This window comes from Actinocatenispora rupis, from assembly GCF_016861975.1.
In the GTDB taxonomy this organism is placed as follows: domain Bacteria; phylum Actinomycetota; class Actinomycetes; order Mycobacteriales; family Micromonosporaceae; genus Actinocatenispora; species Actinocatenispora rupis.
Genome location: NZ_BOMB01000032.1, coordinates 97896 through 115833, shown reverse-complemented (window position 1 = coordinate 115833; position 17938 = coordinate 97896). Strand labels below are relative to the sequence as shown.

Here is a 17938-nt window from a genome sequence, read left to right as displayed (position 1 = left end):
CGCGACCATGCGCGCACTGCACCAGACGTCCCGGCACGGGCCGCGGGACATGCGGCTGGTCACCGACTCGCCGGTACCGCAGCCCGGCCCGGGCGAGGTGCTGATCCGGGTCACCGCCGCGGGGGTCAACTTCGCCGACGTGTCGAAGGCGTACGGCGCGTTCCGGCACGGCCCGGTACCGCCGTACGTGGCGGGGTTCGAAGCGGCCGGAACCGTGGTGGCCGTGGGGGAAGGGGTCACCGGGCCGCTCCCGGGCGCGCGCGTCGTCGGGATCGGCGACGGCGCGTTCGCCGAGTACCTGGTGCTCCCGGCGGCGGGCGCCGTACCGGTGCCGCCGGACTGGACGGAGGCGCAAACGCTGGGGTTACTGGTGAACTGGCCGACGGCGCTCGCCGCCCTCCGACCGCTCGGCGGGGTCGAAGCCGGGCAGGTGGTGCTGATCCACGCCGCCGCGGGCGCCACCGGTCAGGCCGCCGTACGCATCGCCAGGCACCACGGGGCGACCGTCCTCGCCGCCGCCGCGCCGGACAAGCACGACACCGTTCGGGCGCTGGGCGTCGAGCACGTCCTGGACTCCCGCAGCGACGATCTCGCCGCGCGGGTACGCGAGCTGACCGGCGGTGCCGGCGCCGACCTGGTACTGGAGTCGGCGGGTGGCGCCACGTTCGCCGCGAGCCTGGCCGCCGCCAAGCGGGTCACCGGCCGTGTCGTCGTGTACGGCATGGCGGGCGGCGACGCGCAGGTCACGAACCGGGACCTGGTGTACCGGCACCAGATCCACCTCGTCGGCCTCAACGTCGGCGTGCTCATGCAGGCCGCGCCCCGGCTGTTCGACGAGCTGATGGCCGAGCTGTCCGGGCTGATCGCCGCCGGCGTCCTCACCCCGACCGACCCCACCGGGTACGACCTCGCCGACGGTACGACAGCGTTGGTGGAACTGGAATCCCGGGCCACCGTCGGCAAGCTGGCGCTGCTGCCGTGAACAGCGCCGGTGCGTCGCGCCGGAGGTGGTCGCGGCGCGCGGAACCACCGGCCCGGGCCCGCCGCCGTACCAGGCTCGCGGCGTGACACCGGACTCTCCGGACCAGGGCCGGTTCACCGCCGAGACCGCACGGTACCGCCGCGAACTCGTGGCGCACTGCTACCGCATGGTCGGCTCCGCGCACGACGCCGAGGACCTGGTCCAGGAGACGTACCTGCGGGCATGGCGGTCGTACGCCGGGTTCGAGGGCCGCTCGTCGGTCCGGACCTGGCTGTACACGATCGCCACGAACGTCTGCCTCACCGCCTTGAAGCCGCGCCCCGTGCGGGTCCTGCCGTCCGGCCTGACCGGCCCGTACGACGGGGTCGACCGCGTGCCGACCCCCGTCGCGCCCGGCGAGGTCTCCTGGCTGGAACCGTTGCCGGACGCCCGGATCGCCGCGCCCGCAAGCGATCCGGTCGCGGTGGTGGTCGGCCGGGAGTCGCTGCGGCTGGCGCTCGTCGCCAGCCTGCACCACCTGCCCGCCCGCCAGCGGGCCATCCTCCTGCTCCGCGAGGTGCTCGCGTTCACCGCGGCCGAGACCGCCGAGATCCTCGGTACCACCACGGCCGCGGTCAAGAGCGGCCTGCAACGCGCTCGTGCCCGGCTCGACGAGCTGGACCCGGAGCCCGAGACGCTGCTCGAACCGACCGATCCGCGGGCCCGCGCCCTGCTCGACGGCTACGTCGCCGCCTTCGAACACTCCGACGCCCGACTGCTGGAGCGGGTACTGCGCGCCGACGCCACCCTGGAGGCGACCCCGTTCCGCGACTGGCAGTCCGGCCGCGCGACCTGCCTGCACGTCCTCGACACGTACGTGCTCGGCGCGCCCGGCGCCTGGCGGATGCTGCCAACCACCGCGAACGGCCAACCCGCCGCCGTCGTGTACCACCGGGCGACGGAGGGTGCGCTCCGCGCCGACGGTGTCGTCGTACTCTCCGCCACCGCGACGGGTGTCTCCCGCGTCGTCAAGTTCCAGGATCCGGGGCTGGTCGCCCTGTTCGGATTCCCGGACGTGCTGGATCCCTGACCCCGTACGCGACGGCGGCGGTTTTTGCGCGGGGTGTCGCGTTCTGTGCCGGCGCTACGCGACTGCGGCATTGGTCGCTGCCCGATCGGCTCCGTTGGCACCGGCCGGACGGCGACACCGGCCCGGCACCGCCGGAATACGCGACGAAGGTTCACTAGCATTTCCCTATGACCGACGGCGCGGACCCATCGCCCGGTGCCCGGCCGGACGAACGGCCGTCCTGGACCATGGTCACGTGGTCCGCGGTACGCGCGCTCGGCTCCACCGCGGCGCTCGTCGCCCTCTACTACGCGCTGCCGCTGTCCCAGTCCGCCGCGTGGGTCGCGGTGGCCATGCTCGTCGCGGGGCTGGTGCTGCTGGTCGCGCTGGTGACCCTCCAGGTACGGCTGATCGTCGCCGCGCGCTTCCCCGGACTGCGGGCGGTCGAGGCACTGGCGACCAGCGTCCCGCTGTTCCTGCTGATGTTCGCCAGCACGTACGTGGTGCTCACCGCGATCTCGGCGGGCAACTTCAGCCAGCCACTGAACCGGACCAACGCCCTGTACTTCGCGGTCACCGTGTTCGCCACCGTCGGATTCGGTGACATCACGGCGAAGACGGACACGGCGCAGCTGCTCGTCACCGTACAGATGCTGCTCGATCTGGTGATCCTCGGACTCGGCGCCCGGATCATCCTCGGCGCCGTCACCCGCGGCCGGCAACGGCGCGCCCGCGCCGCCCCACCTCGCCGCTAGTGCCGTACCGGCATGATCGGAGGGTGGCTCGCGGGACGGGCGCACGCGCCACGGCTGGTATTACTGGAGCATGCACGAAGAGACGGCACGCTCCGCGATCGACAGGTTCATCTCCGCGTTCAACGCCTCGGACGACAGCCGTGCGACCGCGCTGCTCTCCCAGGCCCTCACCTCGGACGTGGTCTTCTGGGGGCCGTTGGGTCGCAGCGAAGGATTCGAGGTGGTCGAGCGGTTCGTGCTGGACCTCCGGCGGCGGGCCGGCACGATGGTGCGCTCCTCAGCGGTGGACATGCCGGACGAGTGGGCCCGGTACCAGTGGGTCTTCACCACGCCGGACGGCGGCACCCGCCTGTCGGGAACCGACGTCGTCCATCTGCGGCGGAGCCTCATCGACCAGCTCATCGTCTTTGCCGGGGAGATCGAGCCGGTCGCCTCCTGAGCCGGCCTCCTGTCGCCGTCTCCTCCGTGCCCCTTTCGGTACTCCGGGGAGTCGGTTCGCGGTCGGTCGGGCCGCGGCGTCGTGGGGCGTCCGCCCCAGCGGATGCGGGCGCTTGGCGGTGCCCGTACGCGGGCGCCGGCGACAGGACACCGCGGTCAGGACCGGGTGGTACGTCTGGTCAACAGGCCGGCAAGGAGCATGACGAGTACGCCGATCGCGGCGCCGACCAGCGTCCAGAGCACCCGTTCGCCTTCGGCCGTGTAGGTGGACGGCTGCACGAGATCCTCCAGGATCAGGACCGCGGCCGCGACCGTGGCGGTGTAGAACGCGTAGTTCCAGAGGCGGATCGCCACCGCGTGCACGAGCAGCACGATCGCCAGTACTTCGAGCGCGTGGTTGATGGACAGCAGCCTGGCACCGGATTCGTTGGCAGGGATCAGAAGGAGCAGCGCGGCGGCCACGGCGCCGAGTACCGCGCCGACGACGCGCTGGGTGGCGTTCAGGGTGCTCTGCGCCAGGGTCGGCTTCACCGCGACCATCGTCGCGATCGGCAGCCAGTCGGCGTGCGACAGGCCCAGCCCGAACGCCAGGGCCACGCTGCCCGCGATGGCCACGGCGCGGATGCCGGCGAAGACGAGTACCGGAGGGGTGAGCTTCCGGGGTGACGTGTCGCCGGGGATCTCCGCGACCGGCTGCGGCGCGTCCCGCCGCCCACGGATCAGCCACCACACCGCCGCCACCGCGATCCAGAGCGCCGCGCCACCGGCCCAGGCGAGTACCTGTGCCCAGATGTGGTTGTGGATCCGGGGCTGTTGGTGGATCTCGACGGCAAGCGAGAGAGCGACGATGAACCAGACATTCAGCAACGTCGCGGCGACGACCGCATGCATGCCGCGTACGGCCGCCAGTCCGCCGAGCAGGACGACGACGAAGGCGGCCAGCACCAGCCAGCCCCACGCGACCCCGGCGAGGCCGAACGCGAGCGCGGTCAGTCCGGCGCCGATCACCGCGAAGACCGCCATCCGTACGACACGGCCCCGCATCGCGCCGCCCGGGTCGATCAGGACGACGAAGACAGCGCCGAACACCGCGCTGAGCAGGTACTCGTCGTGCCCGATGGCGGCAAAGACCACCAGGGGCACCAGCGCGATGTCGAGGAACATCACGCCGCGCGCCCAGTTGACCGCCGAGGTGTTGCGCGCGAACACCGTCGACAGCCAGGTCATGGCCCTGCCCCGGTACGCGGCCCGTCCGGGCGGCGCACCGGTACCGGTCAGCTTCGCCGTCATCGGCTACCTCCGGGGCACTGCGCCGCGTCGGGTGCCGTCCGGTCCAACGCTAGTGCGGTGTCTCGCCCCCCACCGGTGATGGCTGCGAGTGGGACCGGTCGTCGTGCAGATCTGTCCGACGGGCGGACGGGCAACCAGCGGTTATCCGAGGCGCCGTAGTGCGGTCTCGACGGCGACCTCGACCCGGGACGTCATGCCGGTCGTGTCGACGGCACGGCGCCCGGCGACCTGGCCACGGATCCACTTCGGCTGGCTGTCGCCGTGGTGCAGCAGGGCGTACAGGTCCCACCACGGATCGAGGGTCACTCCGGCGATGGACTCGTAGCGCGACCGGAGCTGCTCCGACCACTCGGGCGAGTGGAGCGCCGCCAGGTACCGCCGACACTGCCCGACATCGATCGCGCGCGAGCCTCGATGGATGCCGTTCCAGTCGGTCAGTCCGGTGATCCTCCCGCGCGACCACAGCATGTTGACGGGCAGGAAATCGCAGTGCAGAAAGACGGCGGCGTCCTCGGGCGGCGGCGCGGCCATGGCCTCGAACGCCGCCGTCCACACCGCCGGCCGCCGTGCGCCTGCCGGCACCCGAAACCCGCCGAGAGGGGCGATCCACGAATCCGTCCACGGCCTGAACGTCGGAGCGGGGAGATCGAGGGAATGCAGCAGCACAGCCATCTCCGCGATCCTCGTCAGCCACGACCGCGGATCCGCCGGATCGAGGTGAACGTGCCCCGGCAGCCGGGTCATCAGCAACGACGGCGCGCCGCCCGTCGAGGCACCGGCAGCGTCCGCGGCCAGTACGCTCGGCACCGGGAGCCCGCTTCCCGCCACCACGCCGAGGTTGGCGATCTCCTTCTGCACGGTCTCCTGAAGTCCAAGCCCGCCCGGGTACTGGCGCAGTACGACGAACGTTCGCTCGCCACGCCGCTCGACGGTCACCCGATGCACGGCGGAGCAGACGCCACCGGTCAACCGGCGATAGCCGACGACGCGACTGCCGCGACCCATCGACGCCGCAACCCAGGCGAGGCTCTCCGCGGAGGGCCGACGCTGCCTGAACCCGCCGTCCCGCCAGTCGCCGTCGGTCATGCCGCGAACCTATTCGTCGGGGCCCTGCTGCGGTAGGGGTTTTCGTACCCGACGGAGCCAAGGGCGCGGCACCGTGTGGATCGGGATTCCCTTGGGGGATCTGCAAGTCGGTGGCGCGGAGGAACGTCAGGACCTCGCCGTTGCGGTCCCTGGGCCACGCCGCCGTCCGTACGTGGTGTCGTCAGCGTTTCGTACGGCGGGGCCGCCGGCGTTTCCGTACGGACCGGTGTGCGGCGGTCGGGTCGTCGCCGAAGCCGACGGCCAGCCGGTAGGTCATGTCCGCGAGCAGGAACCGGATCTGGTCGGTGGGCAGCACGTCGCCGAGCGCCAGGACGACCATGCCGTGCTGCATGGTCCAGATCTCGGCGGCCCAGCCGAGGGGGAGCGGGTCGTCGGCGGCGTCGAACCGGCCCGCGTCGATGCACCGCCGTACGGAGGCGACGAGTCGTTGGAACAGCCCGGATCCGGGGTCCGTGTCGGCGGGTGGCGGCCGGTCGACGAACATCGCCCGGTACATCTCCGGGTCGGCGAGCCCGGCGTCCAGGTAGACGAGGGCGTCGGCGGTGAGGTCGGCGACGGGGTCGTCGGTGCGGGGGATGCGGTCGAGCGCGGCGTCCAGCCGGGCGAAGCCCTCGGTACGCACCGCGTGGCGCACCTGGTCCATGCTCCCGAAGTGCGTGTACACGGCCATGGTGGAGGCGCCGACCTCGGCGGCGAGGCGTCGGGTGCTCAGCGCGCGGGGTCCGTCGGTGGCGAGGATGCGCGCCGCCGCGTCGATGAGGGCGGTACGCACGGCCGGGTCGGCAGCTCGGGGGCTCACCGCTTGACCGTACCATAACGTCGGTATATAACAGCGATATGGAACCCTCGACGCGACCTGCCGAGTGCCCCACCCGGTCATCCGCCCCGCACGGCGGCGACGCGCAGACCCGGCGCGCCACCCGCATCCTCGGCCTGGTCGCCGACATCGGCCTCCCCCTCGGCGGGTACTACCTGCTGCACCTGCTCGGCCTGTCCGACTGGATCGCGCTGCTCGCCGGTACGGTCGCCGCCGGGCTGCGGGTCGCCGTCGTCGCGCTGGTGTCCCGCCGGATCACCGCGTTCGCCGCGCTCACCCTCGCCGTGTTCGGCGTCGGGCTCGCGCTCGCGTTCGTCGGCGGCGACCCGAGATTCCTGCTGTGGAAGGATTCCGCGGCCACCGCGACCGTCGGCGTCGCGTTCCTGGTCAGCCTCGCCGCCGGCCGGCCGCTGACCCTGTCGGCCGCGCGCACCTGGCGGCCCGCCACGGCCGCGACCCTGACCCGGCTGTACCACGGGGATCCGGCCGCCCGGCGGGTGTTCCGCGGCAGCGCGTACGGCTGGGGTGTCGGGCTGCTCGCCGACTCGGCGCTGCGCGCGGCCGTCGTGTACCTGCTGCCGGTGGACGTCGCCGTCGGGCTCACCGCGGTCCTGCCGGTCGTCACGATGGTCGGGCTCGGCGGCTGGAACATCGCGTACGTGACCCGCGCCGTACGGCGGGCTCCGCGGCTGGCGCCGCTGATCGTCGGACGGCCCCGGCATGTCCGGTCCGCGCCCGCGGCTCCGACTTCCTGACGACACCGCACCTTCCGTACGAGAGGACCGCGTCATGGAACCGATCACGTCATCCGCACCGCTGCGCCCCGCCTGGCACCGCACCCTGTGGGTGGTGCAGGTGGTCGCCGCGGTCGGGTTCGCCGCCGCGGCGGCCGCCAAGCTCAGCGGCTCGCCCGAGGTGGTGGCCACGTTCCGCGCGATCGGCGGCGGCGACTGGCTCCGGTACCTGGTGGCCGCGCTGGAACTCGCCGGCGCCGTCGCCCTGTTCGTACCGCGGCTGGTCGGGCTCGCCGGCGTGGCGTTCGTCGCGCTCACCGTCGGGGCGACCGTGACCCAGCTGGTGACCGGCGCCAGCCCGGTGATGGCGCTGCTGATGCTCGTCCTGTCGGCGGTCATCGCCTGGGGTCGCCGGTCGAGCATCGGCAGGCTGCGGGCCGACCTGACGCGCCGCCGCGGGTGACGTCAGCGCACGCGGGCGAGGCGTGCCACCAGCGCGGCCCGGCAGTCCGGCCACTCCTCGGCGAGGATCGAGTACATCGCCGAGTCGCGCAGTCGGCCCTGCTCGCCCGGCGCCCAGGACCGCGACCAGCTCCGGAGTACGCCCTCGAAGCGGGCGCCGACGCTCTCGATCGCGGCGCGCGAACGGGCGTTGCGGGCGTCGGTCTTCAGGTCGACCCGGGCCACACCCCACTCCTCGAACGCGTTGCCGAACAGCAGCATCTTGGCCTCCGTGTTCAGCCCGGTGCCCTGCGCGGACGCGGCCAGCCAGGTGAAACCGACCTCGACGGCGCACAGGCCACCGCCGTCCGGCCACGGCCGCGGATCCCAGTACGCGGTGACGCCGACGGCGCGCCCGGTCGCCGTCGCCACCTGCGCGTACGGCGCGAGCTTGCCGGTCGCGGCGCGGGCGAGCTGCGCGTCGAGGTACCCGTCGATCTCGGCCGCCGTCGGCACCCACGTGTACGAGTACGAGCCGCGGTCCTGCTCGACGGCGGCGGCCAGATCGGCCGCGTGGCGTCGATCCAGCGGTTCGAGCCGGACGAGCTCGCCCGTCAGTACCGGTGCGGTCAGGGCGTCGGCGGTCGGCTTCTCCTTGTGGGGCAAGGGATCGGCGCTGCGGGTCGCGCGCCCGGTGGACGGATCCGGGTACGGGACGGTCGACACGGTGGGCCTCCGTTCGCGGCTTGCCCGGCACACCGCGTGCCGGGCCGGGTCATCACCCGGGGCACCCCACCCACGACACGGAGGGTTGCCGGCCAGCGAGCCGGGGCTTCGCGCTGGCGCTCATGACCTCGACCGACAACCTAACATCGCGACCCGCACCACTAGCCCGGCCCGTCCCGGGCGACGGCCGTGCCCAGGGTGTGTCTGCACAGGTTCGGTCGAGCGAGGCGGCGAAGGGGCGCGGCGCAGCCGGCCAGCAACCTGTGCAGACACACCCTAGAGGAAGACGCTGTCGTCGTTGTCGTGCCGGATGTTGTACGTGATCAGGGCCAGTCCACCGATCAGGATCAGGGCCGCCCGCCACCACGCCCAGTGGTCGACGAGTTCGTCGCGGACGAAGGCACCGGCCTCGGCGGCCAGGTAAGCGAAGAGCGGGTACCCGGCCAGATCGGGATCGTTCCCGTACGCGACCAGCTCGAACCATTTCATCGCGAAGAACAGGCCCAGCACCAGCGCCGCGGTCAGTACGCCCGCCAGGACCTGGTAGCCGGTGCCGTGCGCAGAGGCGAGCATGACCAGGCCGTACCCGGCCAGGAAACCCGCCACCCCGCAGCCGAAGAGGGCCAACCCGGCCAGCGCGCTGTCCAGCACACGAGCTGTCCCCACGATGTAGACCAGGCAGCCGACGACGAACGGCAGCGTCAGCCATCCCCACCCGCGCAGTACCTCGACGAACAGCCATCCGAGCAGCATGTGGTAACCGGCGATGACGGAACAGGTCAGGAAGGCCCGCACGGATCCATCTCCCTACCAAGGGGGACAGGCTGTCACGTAACGACAGGACGATACCGTGCGAAACGCGGCATCGCGATCGCATTCGTCGCGTTGACAGGTGCGGTGTGTGTCAGCCTGCCGGAGGCATGGCGTGGGCCGGGGATCGGGGCCCTTGCCGGCTTCCCCGCTCATGGTGGCGGTGGTTGCGCGGTGGCCGAGTCCCGCTGACGCCGAACCAACCTTCGACGCGGCACGGTCGACGACCGCACCTGCCGCGACGCGCCGGAGGTACCGGTCGCCTGGCGTCGCGCTGCGGTGCCCACGCGGGCATCGTGGTTCGTAGTGGGGGCTGGGGTTCCGGCGCGGGATGACGATGACGCTGCGAGTACCAGCGCGACCGACAGCAGGCAGGTCCCGGCAACCGTCGTCGGTCCGAGACGCTCGCCGAGGACGGCAACGCTCAATGCCAAGCCTGTCAACGGTTCCAGCAACGTGAGGATGGCGGCCGTCGTCGCGCTGGTACGCCGGAGGCCCGCGTAGTACAGCGGGTAGGCGACGGCTGTGGGGATCGTGGCCAGTGCGGCAACGGCCGTGACCGATCCGGGACTGGGCTGCATGACGAGTCGGCCGGCAGCCGCCGCAAGCGGTACCAGCAGCAGCCCGCCCAGGGAGAAGGTGATCCCTGTCGCCGCAAGGTCGGTGAGCCCGTGGACGGGCCGCGACATCATCACGTTGACCACGGCGAAGCCCAACGCGGAACAGGCGGCAAGACCTACACCGACGAGCAGGGTCGGGAGCGAGACGCCAACGGGGGGAACGCCGAACATCAGGGCGAGGCCCACGAACGCGAGCCCGATGGAGGCGAGGACGCAGCCGGTCAGCCGACGCCGTCCGGTGACATGCTCCACAATGGACACCAGTACCGGGATGGTGCCCACCGTGGTCAGGGTGGCCAGCCCCACCGGAATGATCGCCGCCGAGAGGTGGTAGCAGGCCTGGTACGTTGCGGTCAACGCCGACACCGCCACGATGCGGCGCCAGGCATCGGAGCCTCGCGGCCACCGTGCCTTCGTCACGGTGAGTACGGCGAGGAGCAGCGCGCCGCCGCCCACCAGCCGATAGCAGGCGACCGCGAGCGGGGGCAGGTGCGCGGTTGATCCGAGCAGCCGGGCAAGAATCCCACCGGTGCCGAACAACATCCCGGCGGCTGTCAGTCGAGTCAGGCCGGCCGTGCCATGGCGCCAGAGCCGCGACGGGCGAAGAGGTGACATCGAAGTCCACTTCCTGCGACGAAGTAATGGGTCGCGGAAGCGAGGCGGCACCGAGATAGACGCACGGATCTGCGCACACACAGCCGGCGCGTCGACCCGTGGTCGGCGCGCCGGTTCACCGCCTCGCTAGGCGCGCGGCGGTGCGGTGATGCGTGCGTGTCCGAACATGGGTTCAACCTATCCGTCATGCCGACGCAGACAACAGCATTTCCCTTGGCCACGCGTGGCTGTCGTCGCACCGAAGCGGGAACGCAGCGCCGCCACTCGACGAAAGCGCGTGGCCACTCGCCCGGTCCCACGTCGGCGGAGCGCCGCGGGCGCCTCGGATCGGTGGTGACGGCCCTTTCGGCGGACGGCAACACGGACCGGCCGCGCGGCACCGGGTTCGCCGCAGATCGCGCATCACACGGGGCCACGCGCATACCGCGCCGCAGCATCACGCGGCAGCGCCCGCACGGCAGCCAGCGGCCGAGCCTGTGCAGCAGCGCCGTCAGCCCGGTCCGGGGGCTTCTCCGGCACCGGGATCGCCGAGTACCGGGCGCAGGAACGACCGATCGAAGCGGCGGATGCACCGCGTCCGGGCGCTGAGCTCCCAGAGTTCCTGGGCGCGGGGATCCTGGCGGATGCCGGCACGATACTGCTCGTACGCGGCCAGGCTGGCGAACGAGAACAGCGCGTACGCGATGTCGTTGGCCCCTTCGTGCGGCAGGAAGCACCCGTGGTGGACCCCGCCGAAACGGGCGACGATCGGGATCCAGCCCGTGACGTACTCCTCGAAGGCGGCCACCTGGGCGGGATCGATCTCGTAGCGTAGATGGCAGGTGATCATCGCAGCATTCTTCCTCTGCTCTGCTGGTCGGGAACGGCGCGCAGGCCGCCAGCCGATGCGGGCCGACCGACTCACGACGACGGGACACGGGTCAGCTCGACGCATCGACGGGGCGGACCGGCACAACTCTCGTGTCGAGTTGGTCGTCGCCGACGCCGGCCTGACCGCTACTCGGGTTGCCAGGCGGAGCGGATCAGGGCGCGTTCGGTCCAGGTGAGGTGGACGGCCGCGGCCAGCCACGCCGCCGCGTACCGGTCGGGGCCGGGGTCGGTGAGGACGCCGAACACGTCGCGGCCGCGCCGGTCCGCCTCGGCGGTCAGCCCGGCCGCGAGGTCCGCGGCACCGGCGAACCCGGCCCGCCGGAGCGGCCCGTACGTCTCCCGGCCGCGTCGTCCGGACTCCGCCACGGCGCGCCGGCCGCCGGTCACGGCCAACTCGACCAGGTGACGTACCTGCCACAGCGGGGAGTCGGCGAGCGCGTCGACCTCGGCGTACCCGGGGAGGGGTGTGCTGTCGGTCGGTGGTGGCAGGTGCGCGCCCTGGAGCTGGTCGTAGCCGAGGTCGGCGTGGCCCTGCCACTCGTCGGGCAGCCGGACGGTCGTGTCGCTGCCGGGGACCGGTGCCACGGCGAGCGGTCGAATCGTAGCCGCGCGCTCGGGATCCAGCCGGCCGACCACCCGCAGGTGCAGGCCCGGTCTGGCGGCCAGTTGGCGGAAGTTGGTCAGGTGGGCCAGATCCGCGTTGTCGTTGGCCGGCACCAACCGGATCAGCGGGCCCGGCGACCCGTCGGCCGGCCGGGCGAGGAGGTGGTCGCGTCCGGCGCCGAGGATCTCCACCTCGCAGCCGACCAGCTCGGCGGCGGCGCGGTCCGCCTGCTCCGGGTCGCCACCGGTGTCGGCGCCGAGCCGGTCGGCGACCACGTCGGCGACCGGCCGGGCGAACAGCGCCGCCAGCGGTCCGGCCGACCAGGCACTCGCCGCGAGCGGCGTCGCTCTGACGCCCCGGCCCGCGCCCAGCCGACCCTCGGGTGAGATGGTCGCCCCGGTGATCAGCAGGCCGCCGCGGGCGAGTTGCGCGTGCGTCAGCGCCGGCGCGCCGATGGCGACGGGCGCGGTCGCGGCGCCCCGGGCACGTCCCGGTCCACCCGGCTTGACGTCCGCCACGGAGTACCACTCGCCGTCGTCGGTGACGACGTGCGTGACGACCCCGGCGTACCCGGTGGCGGTGAGGACCGGTTCGCGGCAGACACCGTGCACCCGCAGACTGCTTCCCTGCCGGTACGCCCGGCGCGCGGTGCCGATCAGCGCGGGGTCCGGGTCGGACCGGGCCAGCAGGGTGGCGGTGAACAGCAGCTCGCGCAGCGCGGCGACCAGGTCGGCGAGCCGGTGGGTGTCGTCCCGGCCGCGGGCCGCGCGCAGGCCGCGTACCACCCGCAGCGCCGCCGCCTCCGCCCGGTGCAGGCCGGCCAACCGTGCGGTGTGCGCGGCGCGCAGCAGCTCCGCCTGCGGTACCGCGCCGGCGGAGGGTACGCCCGCGGCGAGCACCGCGGCGGCCGCCGACCACAGGCTCTCCGCCGCGGCCACCTGCGCCGCGGTGGGCCCGACCGTTGCGGTCGGTGCGTCGCCGGCCTCGACGTGGTCGGCCGTGGTGTCCGGCCGCGGCGCCTCGCCGGCGGCGGGTGCCATCGTGTCTGGCCGCGGCGCGTCGCCGGCGGCGGGTGCCGTCGTGTCGGGGTCGGCGACCGGGCAGGCGCCCAGTACGGCAGTGCGGTGCAGGCAGCGCGGCGCCAGCAGGCACGTACACGTGGCCTGGTCGGCGGTGGTGACCGCGCCGGACGCGCCGGGCGTCAGCGTGACCACGGTGTCCTCGCCGCACTCGATGCGGACGGTGTCGCCGTCGGCGAGGACCGGTGCGGTGGCGTACCGCTCGATGGTGGTGTCGAGTTTCTTGCGCAGCCGCGGGCTGAGGCCCTCCACGGCCTCGGCCAGGACGTCGGGCGCCACCGGCGGCAGGGTCGGGAGGGTCATCATCGTTCTCCGCGGAGGCAGTCGCCGACCCACTGGGCCAGGGCGAGCGGGCTGAGGGCGGCCACCGGCATGCCGGCGGCGACGAGCTGCTGCGCGACGGGTACCGAGTAGCGCGGGGTGCCGGTGTCGTCGAGGGCCGCGCAGCCCATCAGCCGGACCCCGGACGACGCCAGTGCACGGACCTCGTTGAGCAGGCCGCCCAGCGGGTAGCCCTCCTCGAAGTCGCTGACGACCACGACGAGGGTACGGCTCGGCACGGTCACCAGCGACCGCGCGTGCGCGAGCCCCGCGGCGATATGGGTGCCGCCGCCGACGCGTACCTCCAGCAGCAGTGACAGCGGGTCGCTGACCTGGTCGGTCAGGTCGATCACCCGGGTGGAGAAGGCGAGGAAGTGCGTCGACAGGCTGGGCACGCCACCGAGTACGGCGGCGGTCAGGGCGGACCAGATGACGGACGCCTCCATCGACCCGGACACGTCGACCACCAGGACCAGTCGCCAGTCCGACGCGCGGTGTGCGCGGGTGGTGAACACCGGACGCTCCGGGACGACCACCGTACGGCCGTCGATGCGCCGGGTGTGCATCAGGTTGGCGCGCACCGTACGCGGGAGGTCGAGGCGGCCGCCGGGACGCCGGGTGGGCCGCGGGGTGGCGAGCCCGGACAGCGCCGGCCGCAGCCGGGTCGCCAACTGCCGGGTCAGCTCCTCGACCAGCCGTCGTACCAGCGGGCGGAGCTTGGCGAGCCGCTCCTCGGGCATGCCGCCGGCGAGCGACAGTACGGAGGTGAGCAGCTCGATCGACGGCCGGACCGACCCGGGATCCAGCTCGGTGAGGACGTCGTGCCGGCCGGCGTCGGCAGCGCGGCCCAGCACCTCCTCGCGGACGTCGGCCCCGAACAGCGCGTCGAGCTGGTCGGCCCAGTCGCGGGCGGTGGGGAACGCCGTGTCCTGCCCGCCCCGGTCGCCGTCGGCCCGCAGGTCGAGGCTGCCCTCGCCGCGGCCCGCGCCGTACAGCTCGTCGAGGGCGTGCGCGTAGCCGCGGGCGTCGACGGGGAGCTTCTCCTTCTCCTGGCCCAGGATCAGCCGCCACCGGTCCGGTGCACCGAGCCCGCCCCTCGTCTCCCGGGTACGGGTCGCGTCGCGGTCCGCGTCGGGCGCGCCGCCGGCACCGCCGTCCGCGGCGCCGGATCCGGCGGGTGGCACCGGCCCGAGTCGGTGCAGCGCGGCGGATCCGGCCGCGTCCGCCGCGGTCCACCGGGCCAGCACCGCCGGCGGTACGGACAGGGCGAGGTCGAGGCGGTCCCCCGTACGACCGGTGACGACGTCAAGCATCCGGCGCCGGCCGGCCGGGTCGAGCGTGTCGAACCCGCCGCGCAGAGCCGGGAGCCGGTCGAGGAACGCCCGGTCGCTCAGCGCGTCGATCCGGTCGAGCAGCGGGTCGAGGGCGGCGGGTGCCGTTTCGAGCAGCGGGGCGGCGGCGGTGAGTACACCCGACAGGAGGCCGGTGAGCCGGCGCCGCCCGTCGGGCCCGCCGGCCGCGTCGACCCACCCCGCGCACCGGGTACCGAGGGTGTCGGTGGGGTCCAGGTCGAGCAGCGTACGCGCGGCCAGCGCGGCGCCCTGCGCCAGCGGCGATCCCGCCGTCGTGAGGTGGCCGAGCGCCTGGTCGATGCGCAGCCCGCGGTGCTGGTCCCCGGCCCGTACGGCGAGGGCGACGAGCGCCCGCGCGTCCTCGGCCCGGTCCGTACCGGCGAGGCCGGGAAGGGCGCGGACCGCGGTCTCCAGCAGGAGGTGCGACAGGTCGGTGGCGCGGGCGCGTTCGTCCGGTCCGGCGCCGGGCAGGTGCCCGCGGCTCAGCGTGTCCAGCAGGTCCAGCGCCTGTACGAGTTCGGGCAGGGTGGCGGCGGACGGCAGTACCTCGGCCGCGTCGGACAGCCGGGTGGCGACCAGCTCGGGCAGGTCGCACTCGGCCGCGGACCGCAGCTCGTCGAGGATCTGGGCGCAGGTCGCGCCGCCGTCGGCGGTCTCCCGCCGAAACGTCTCGCGCAGCGTGCCCGCGGCCGCCTGCGCGGCGGTCACGCCCCGCACGCCCGCCAGGTCCAGCAGCGCCGGTACGGCCGGGGTCCAGGTGAGCCGCCACCGGGTGCCGACCGCGGACCCGTCGCCGACGCCGGCCACCTCGACCGGTTCGCCGTAGCCGACGCCGCAGACCCGCAGGCGCCGCAGCAGGATCTCCCGCCGCCGGTCCAGATCCGACCGGAACGGGTCGAGCCGCAGGTCCTTGGCGTCCGTGTCGCCGGGGCCCGGCAACCGCAGCGCGGCCAGCTCGGCCTCCACCGCGGGACCGAGCCCGGACCGGGGCGTACCGGGGGCGATGCGGCCACGCTCGGCGCCGACCAGTACGGTGCCGAGCGCGCGGGCCACGGCCCGGCCGCGGCCGAGCAGCTCGCCCTGGCCGAGGACGGTCGTCACCGCCTCCAGCAGTTCGCCGCGGCCGGGCGCGGGCAGGCCGCGCAGCCGGGCGAGATCGTCGGCCAGCCGTACCGTCTCGACGGCCTCTCCGGTGCCGGCCGGGTGCCCGGCGGCGCGCAGTTCGCGGCAGAGTTCGGTGACGGCGCGCGCGGCCGCCTGCCGCAGCAGGTCGGGGTCGCCGCCGGCGGCGTGCACGGCCTGCTGCCAGCGCGGATCGCGGATCCCGGCCGGGTACCCGGACCGGGAGTCCAACAGGTCGAACCCGTACGGCACGAGCGAGGTCACCACGGTGTCCGGCGCGCTCCCGGCTTCGGTGGCAGGTCCCGGCTCGGCCAGGGCCGGCGCGTGGAACGCGCCGACCACCGCGGCGACCCGCCGCCCGCCGGCGCCCGCATTGCCGATCACCGTACGCATGTGCGCTTCCCGGGCCAGGTCCGTACGCGAGATGCCGCCCCGGGCGAGGGCGTCCTGGCGCAGCGCCCAGCCGACCCCGAGCGCGGCCCGGCGTACGGCGTCGGGCGGGCAGCCGGGGGCGAGCACCTCGACCGCGCGGTCCCACATGTCGTCGCCGTCCCGGCCGGTACCGGCGGCGGTGAGCGCGTCGGCGAACCCGCGGCCTGTCTCGGCGCCGGACCGCGGCGCGTCGTCGCCGGCCGCCCAGCCGGGATCGGCCATCGGCAGGTCGCAGCAGACCACCGGGACGTCGCGCTGCCGCGCCCAGCGGATCGCCGCGAGTTCCGGGGAGAAGTCGGCGAACGGGTAGAAGCCGAGCGGCCCGTCCGGGCGGGCGCCGGCCAGCGCGACCGGCGCGTGCAGCTCCGGATCGGCCAGGTGCGGCAGCCACCGCTGGAAGTCGGTGGGCAGCTCGACGCACACCACGTCGACGCCGGCCGCGTCGAGCAGCGCCGGCAGTACGACGGCCAGCGCCGGGCTGTGGTGCCGCACCCCCAGCAGGTACGGCCCGGTCCTGTCGCCCAGCGCTGCGACGGCGTCCCGCGGATCGGTGTCGGGCGGCGCGGCGAGGGCGGTCGGTGCGGTCTGGTCGACGCTCACCGCACCTGCTCCCGCAGGTCCCACAGGCGACGCCACAGGGTCGAGCCGTCCGCGGCGCGGCGGCGCACCGCACCGTCCCAGTACCCGAGGAGGCGTTCGTGGTCGGCGGGGTCGTCCTTGCGCACCACGCCGAGCAGGTGCCCCGGTACGAGGTCCAGCGCGTCGCCGCCGCTCAGGTACGCCGTGGCGAGGCCGAGCGACGCGGCCACCTGGACGGCCTCCGCGGTGGACATGACCGTGCCGGGGCGTTCGACGTCCCAGCCCTCGGCGGTGCGGCCGGAGCGCAGGTCGCGGAAGACGGTGACGAGCGCGTCGAGGACCGCGTCGTCCACGCCGTACGCGGCGCCGGCGCGCTGCACCGCCGTGGTGGCCTGGCGTCGTACCAGGGTGGTTTCGGCGTCCGCGTCGGCGATCGGCTCGACGGTTTCGAAGTTGAAGCGTCGCTTGAGCGCGGCGGACATCTCCGACACGCCGCGGTCGCGCAGGTTCGCGGTGGCGATGACGGTGAACCCGGCGGTCGCCGCGACCTGGTCGTCGTCGGTGCCGGCCAGCTCCGGGACGTTGACGCGCCGGTCGGACAGGATCGACACGAGCGCGTCCTGTACCTCCGGCAGGCAGCGGGTGATCTCCTCGACCCGCGCGACCCGCCCGGTACGCATGGCGGTCAGTACGGGCGAGTCGACCAGCGCCTGCCGGGTCGGCCCCTGGGCGAGCAGCAGCGCGTAGTTCCAGCCGTACCGGAAGGCGTCCTCGGTGGTGCCGGCGGTGCCCTGCACGGTCAGCGCGCTGGTGCCGCAGACCGCGGCGGACAACAGCTCCGACAGCATCGACTTCGCGGTACCGGGCTCGCCGACGAGCAGCAGGCCGCGCTCGCCGGCGAGGGTGACGACGCAGCGCTCCACCAGCGCACGCTCGCCGATGAACTTGGCCGTGATCGGCAGGCTGTCCGGCAGCCCGCCGGTGTCGTCGCGCTTCCCGGGCAGTGTCAGCGGTTCGCCGTCGCTGCCGCAGATGAACGTCACCACGGCGCGTGGCGTCAACGCCCAGCCGGGCGGCCGCGGCCCCTCGTCGTACGCGGCGAGGAAGGCCAGCTCGGTGGCGTGGCGCTGCTCGGCGGGCAGCATCTGGACGGCGGCCGGAGCGGTCGCCTGGTCGGTCAGGGTCATGGCGAGGTC

16 protein-coding genes and 1 riboswitch are annotated in these 17938 nt (G+C 73.9%); of the genes, 6 read left to right on the top strand and 10 right to left on the bottom strand.

All coding sequences use genetic code 11. From position 1 onward, the window contains the following. Nucleotides 1-7: 7 nt before the first annotated feature. The 4 genes from Aru02nite_RS27525 to Aru02nite_RS27510 all read left to right on the top strand — a co-directional run bounded on the left by Aru02nite_RS27525 (nt 8) and on the right by Aru02nite_RS27510 (nt 3224). Nucleotides 8-982 carry a zinc-binding dehydrogenase gene (locus tag Aru02nite_RS27525; RefSeq protein WP_239076990.1) on the top strand — a complete coding sequence of 325 codons (975 nt, stop codon included), beginning with the start codon at nt 8-10 and terminating at the stop codon, nt 980-982. Nucleotides 983-1064: 82 nt separating this feature from the next. Then, the gene (locus Aru02nite_RS27520; protein WP_203662499.1) at nt 1065-2051 is read left to right on the top strand and encodes an RNA polymerase subunit sigma-70; all 987 of its coding nucleotides are present in this window, start codon (nt 1065-1067) and stop codon (nt 2049-2051) included. A gap of 167 nt (nt 2052-2218) precedes the next feature. After that, entirely contained in the window at nt 2219-2785 is a 567-nt protein-coding gene (locus Aru02nite_RS27515) for a potassium channel family protein (protein ID WP_203662497.1), read from the top strand. A gap of 70 nt (nt 2786-2855) precedes the next feature. Further along, complete coding sequence (locus Aru02nite_RS27510; RefSeq protein ID WP_203662496.1) at nt 2856-3224, top strand: nuclear transport factor 2 family protein; 369 nt, start codon at nt 2856-2858, stop codon at nt 3222-3224. A 155-nt stretch (nt 3225-3379) separates the two neighbouring features. Here Aru02nite_RS27510 and Aru02nite_RS27505 read toward each other — a convergent pair whose 3' ends face one another. From Aru02nite_RS27505 to Aru02nite_RS27495, 3 genes are all read right to left on the bottom strand, one after another. After that, the gene (locus tag Aru02nite_RS27505) at nt 3380-4513 is read right to left on the bottom strand and encodes an FUSC family protein (protein ID WP_203662495.1); all 1134 of its coding nucleotides are present in this window, start codon (nt 4511-4513) and stop codon (nt 3380-3382) included. A gap of 141 nt (nt 4514-4654) precedes the next feature. After that, complete coding sequence (locus Aru02nite_RS27500; RefSeq protein WP_203662494.1) at nt 4655-5599, bottom strand: phosphotransferase family protein; 945 nt, start codon at nt 5597-5599, stop codon at nt 4655-4657. 181 nt (nt 5600-5780) lie between these two features. Beyond that, the gene (locus Aru02nite_RS27495) at nt 5781-6419 is read right to left on the bottom strand and encodes a TetR/AcrR family transcriptional regulator (RefSeq protein WP_203662493.1); all 639 of its coding nucleotides are present in this window, start codon (nt 6417-6419) and stop codon (nt 5781-5783) included. Nucleotides 6420-6457: 38 nt separating this feature from the next. Between Aru02nite_RS27495 and Aru02nite_RS27490 the strand changes: the two genes are divergently transcribed. After that, entirely contained in the window at nt 6458-7192 is a 735-nt protein-coding gene (locus Aru02nite_RS27490; RefSeq protein ID WP_203662492.1) for a VC0807 family protein, read from the top strand. Between the two features lie 34 nt (nt 7193-7226). Next, on the top strand, nt 7227-7634 hold the full coding sequence (locus Aru02nite_RS27485) for a DoxX family protein (protein ID WP_203662491.1): 408 nt from the start codon (nt 7227-7229) through the stop codon (nt 7632-7634). A 2-nt stretch (nt 7635-7636) separates the two neighbouring features. On the opposite strand, the gene Aru02nite_RS27480 is transcribed toward Aru02nite_RS27485, so the two are convergent. The 7 genes from Aru02nite_RS27480 to Aru02nite_RS27450 all read right to left on the bottom strand — a co-directional run bounded on the left by Aru02nite_RS27480 (nt 7637) and on the right by Aru02nite_RS27450 (nt 17929). Then, on the bottom strand, nt 7637-8338 hold the full coding sequence (locus tag Aru02nite_RS27480; RefSeq protein WP_203662489.1) for a GNAT family N-acetyltransferase: 702 nt from the start codon (nt 8336-8338) through the stop codon (nt 7637-7639). Between the two features lie 11 nt (nt 8339-8349). Further along, nucleotides 8350-8466, bottom strand: a riboswitch (SAM riboswitch). A gap of 148 nt (nt 8467-8614) precedes the next feature. Continuing rightward, nucleotides 8615-9133, bottom strand: a complete 519-nt coding sequence (locus tag Aru02nite_RS27475) for a hypothetical protein (RefSeq protein ID WP_203662488.1) — start codon at nt 9131-9133, stop codon at nt 8615-8617. A 167-nt stretch (nt 9134-9300) separates the two neighbouring features. Then, nucleotides 9301-10311 carry a DMT family transporter gene (locus tag Aru02nite_RS27470; RefSeq protein ID WP_239076995.1) on the bottom strand — a complete coding sequence of 337 codons (1011 nt, stop codon included), beginning with the start codon at nt 10309-10311 and terminating at the stop codon, nt 9301-9303. A 562-nt stretch (nt 10312-10873) separates the two neighbouring features. Continuing rightward, the gene (locus tag Aru02nite_RS27465; protein WP_203662486.1) at nt 10874-11212 is read right to left on the bottom strand and encodes an NIPSNAP family protein; all 339 of its coding nucleotides are present in this window, start codon (nt 11210-11212) and stop codon (nt 10874-10876) included. A gap of 167 nt (nt 11213-11379) precedes the next feature. Beyond that, nucleotides 11380-13239 carry a hypothetical protein gene (locus tag Aru02nite_RS27460; RefSeq protein ID WP_203662485.1) on the bottom strand — a complete coding sequence of 620 codons (1860 nt, stop codon included), beginning with the start codon at nt 13237-13239 and terminating at the stop codon, nt 11380-11382. Continuing rightward, a complete protein-coding gene (locus tag Aru02nite_RS27455; RefSeq protein ID WP_239076989.1) occupies nt 13239-16763 on the bottom strand; it encodes a vWA domain-containing protein in 3525 nt (1174 codons plus the stop codon). The genes Aru02nite_RS27460 and Aru02nite_RS27455 overlap by 1 nt, the downstream gene beginning before the upstream one ends. Beyond that, complete coding sequence (locus tag Aru02nite_RS27450; RefSeq protein WP_203662484.1) at nt 16760-17929, bottom strand: ATP-binding protein; 1170 nt, start codon at nt 17927-17929, stop codon at nt 16760-16762. The genes Aru02nite_RS27455 and Aru02nite_RS27450 overlap by 4 nt, the downstream gene beginning before the upstream one ends. Nucleotides 17930-17938: the final 9 nt, after the last annotated feature.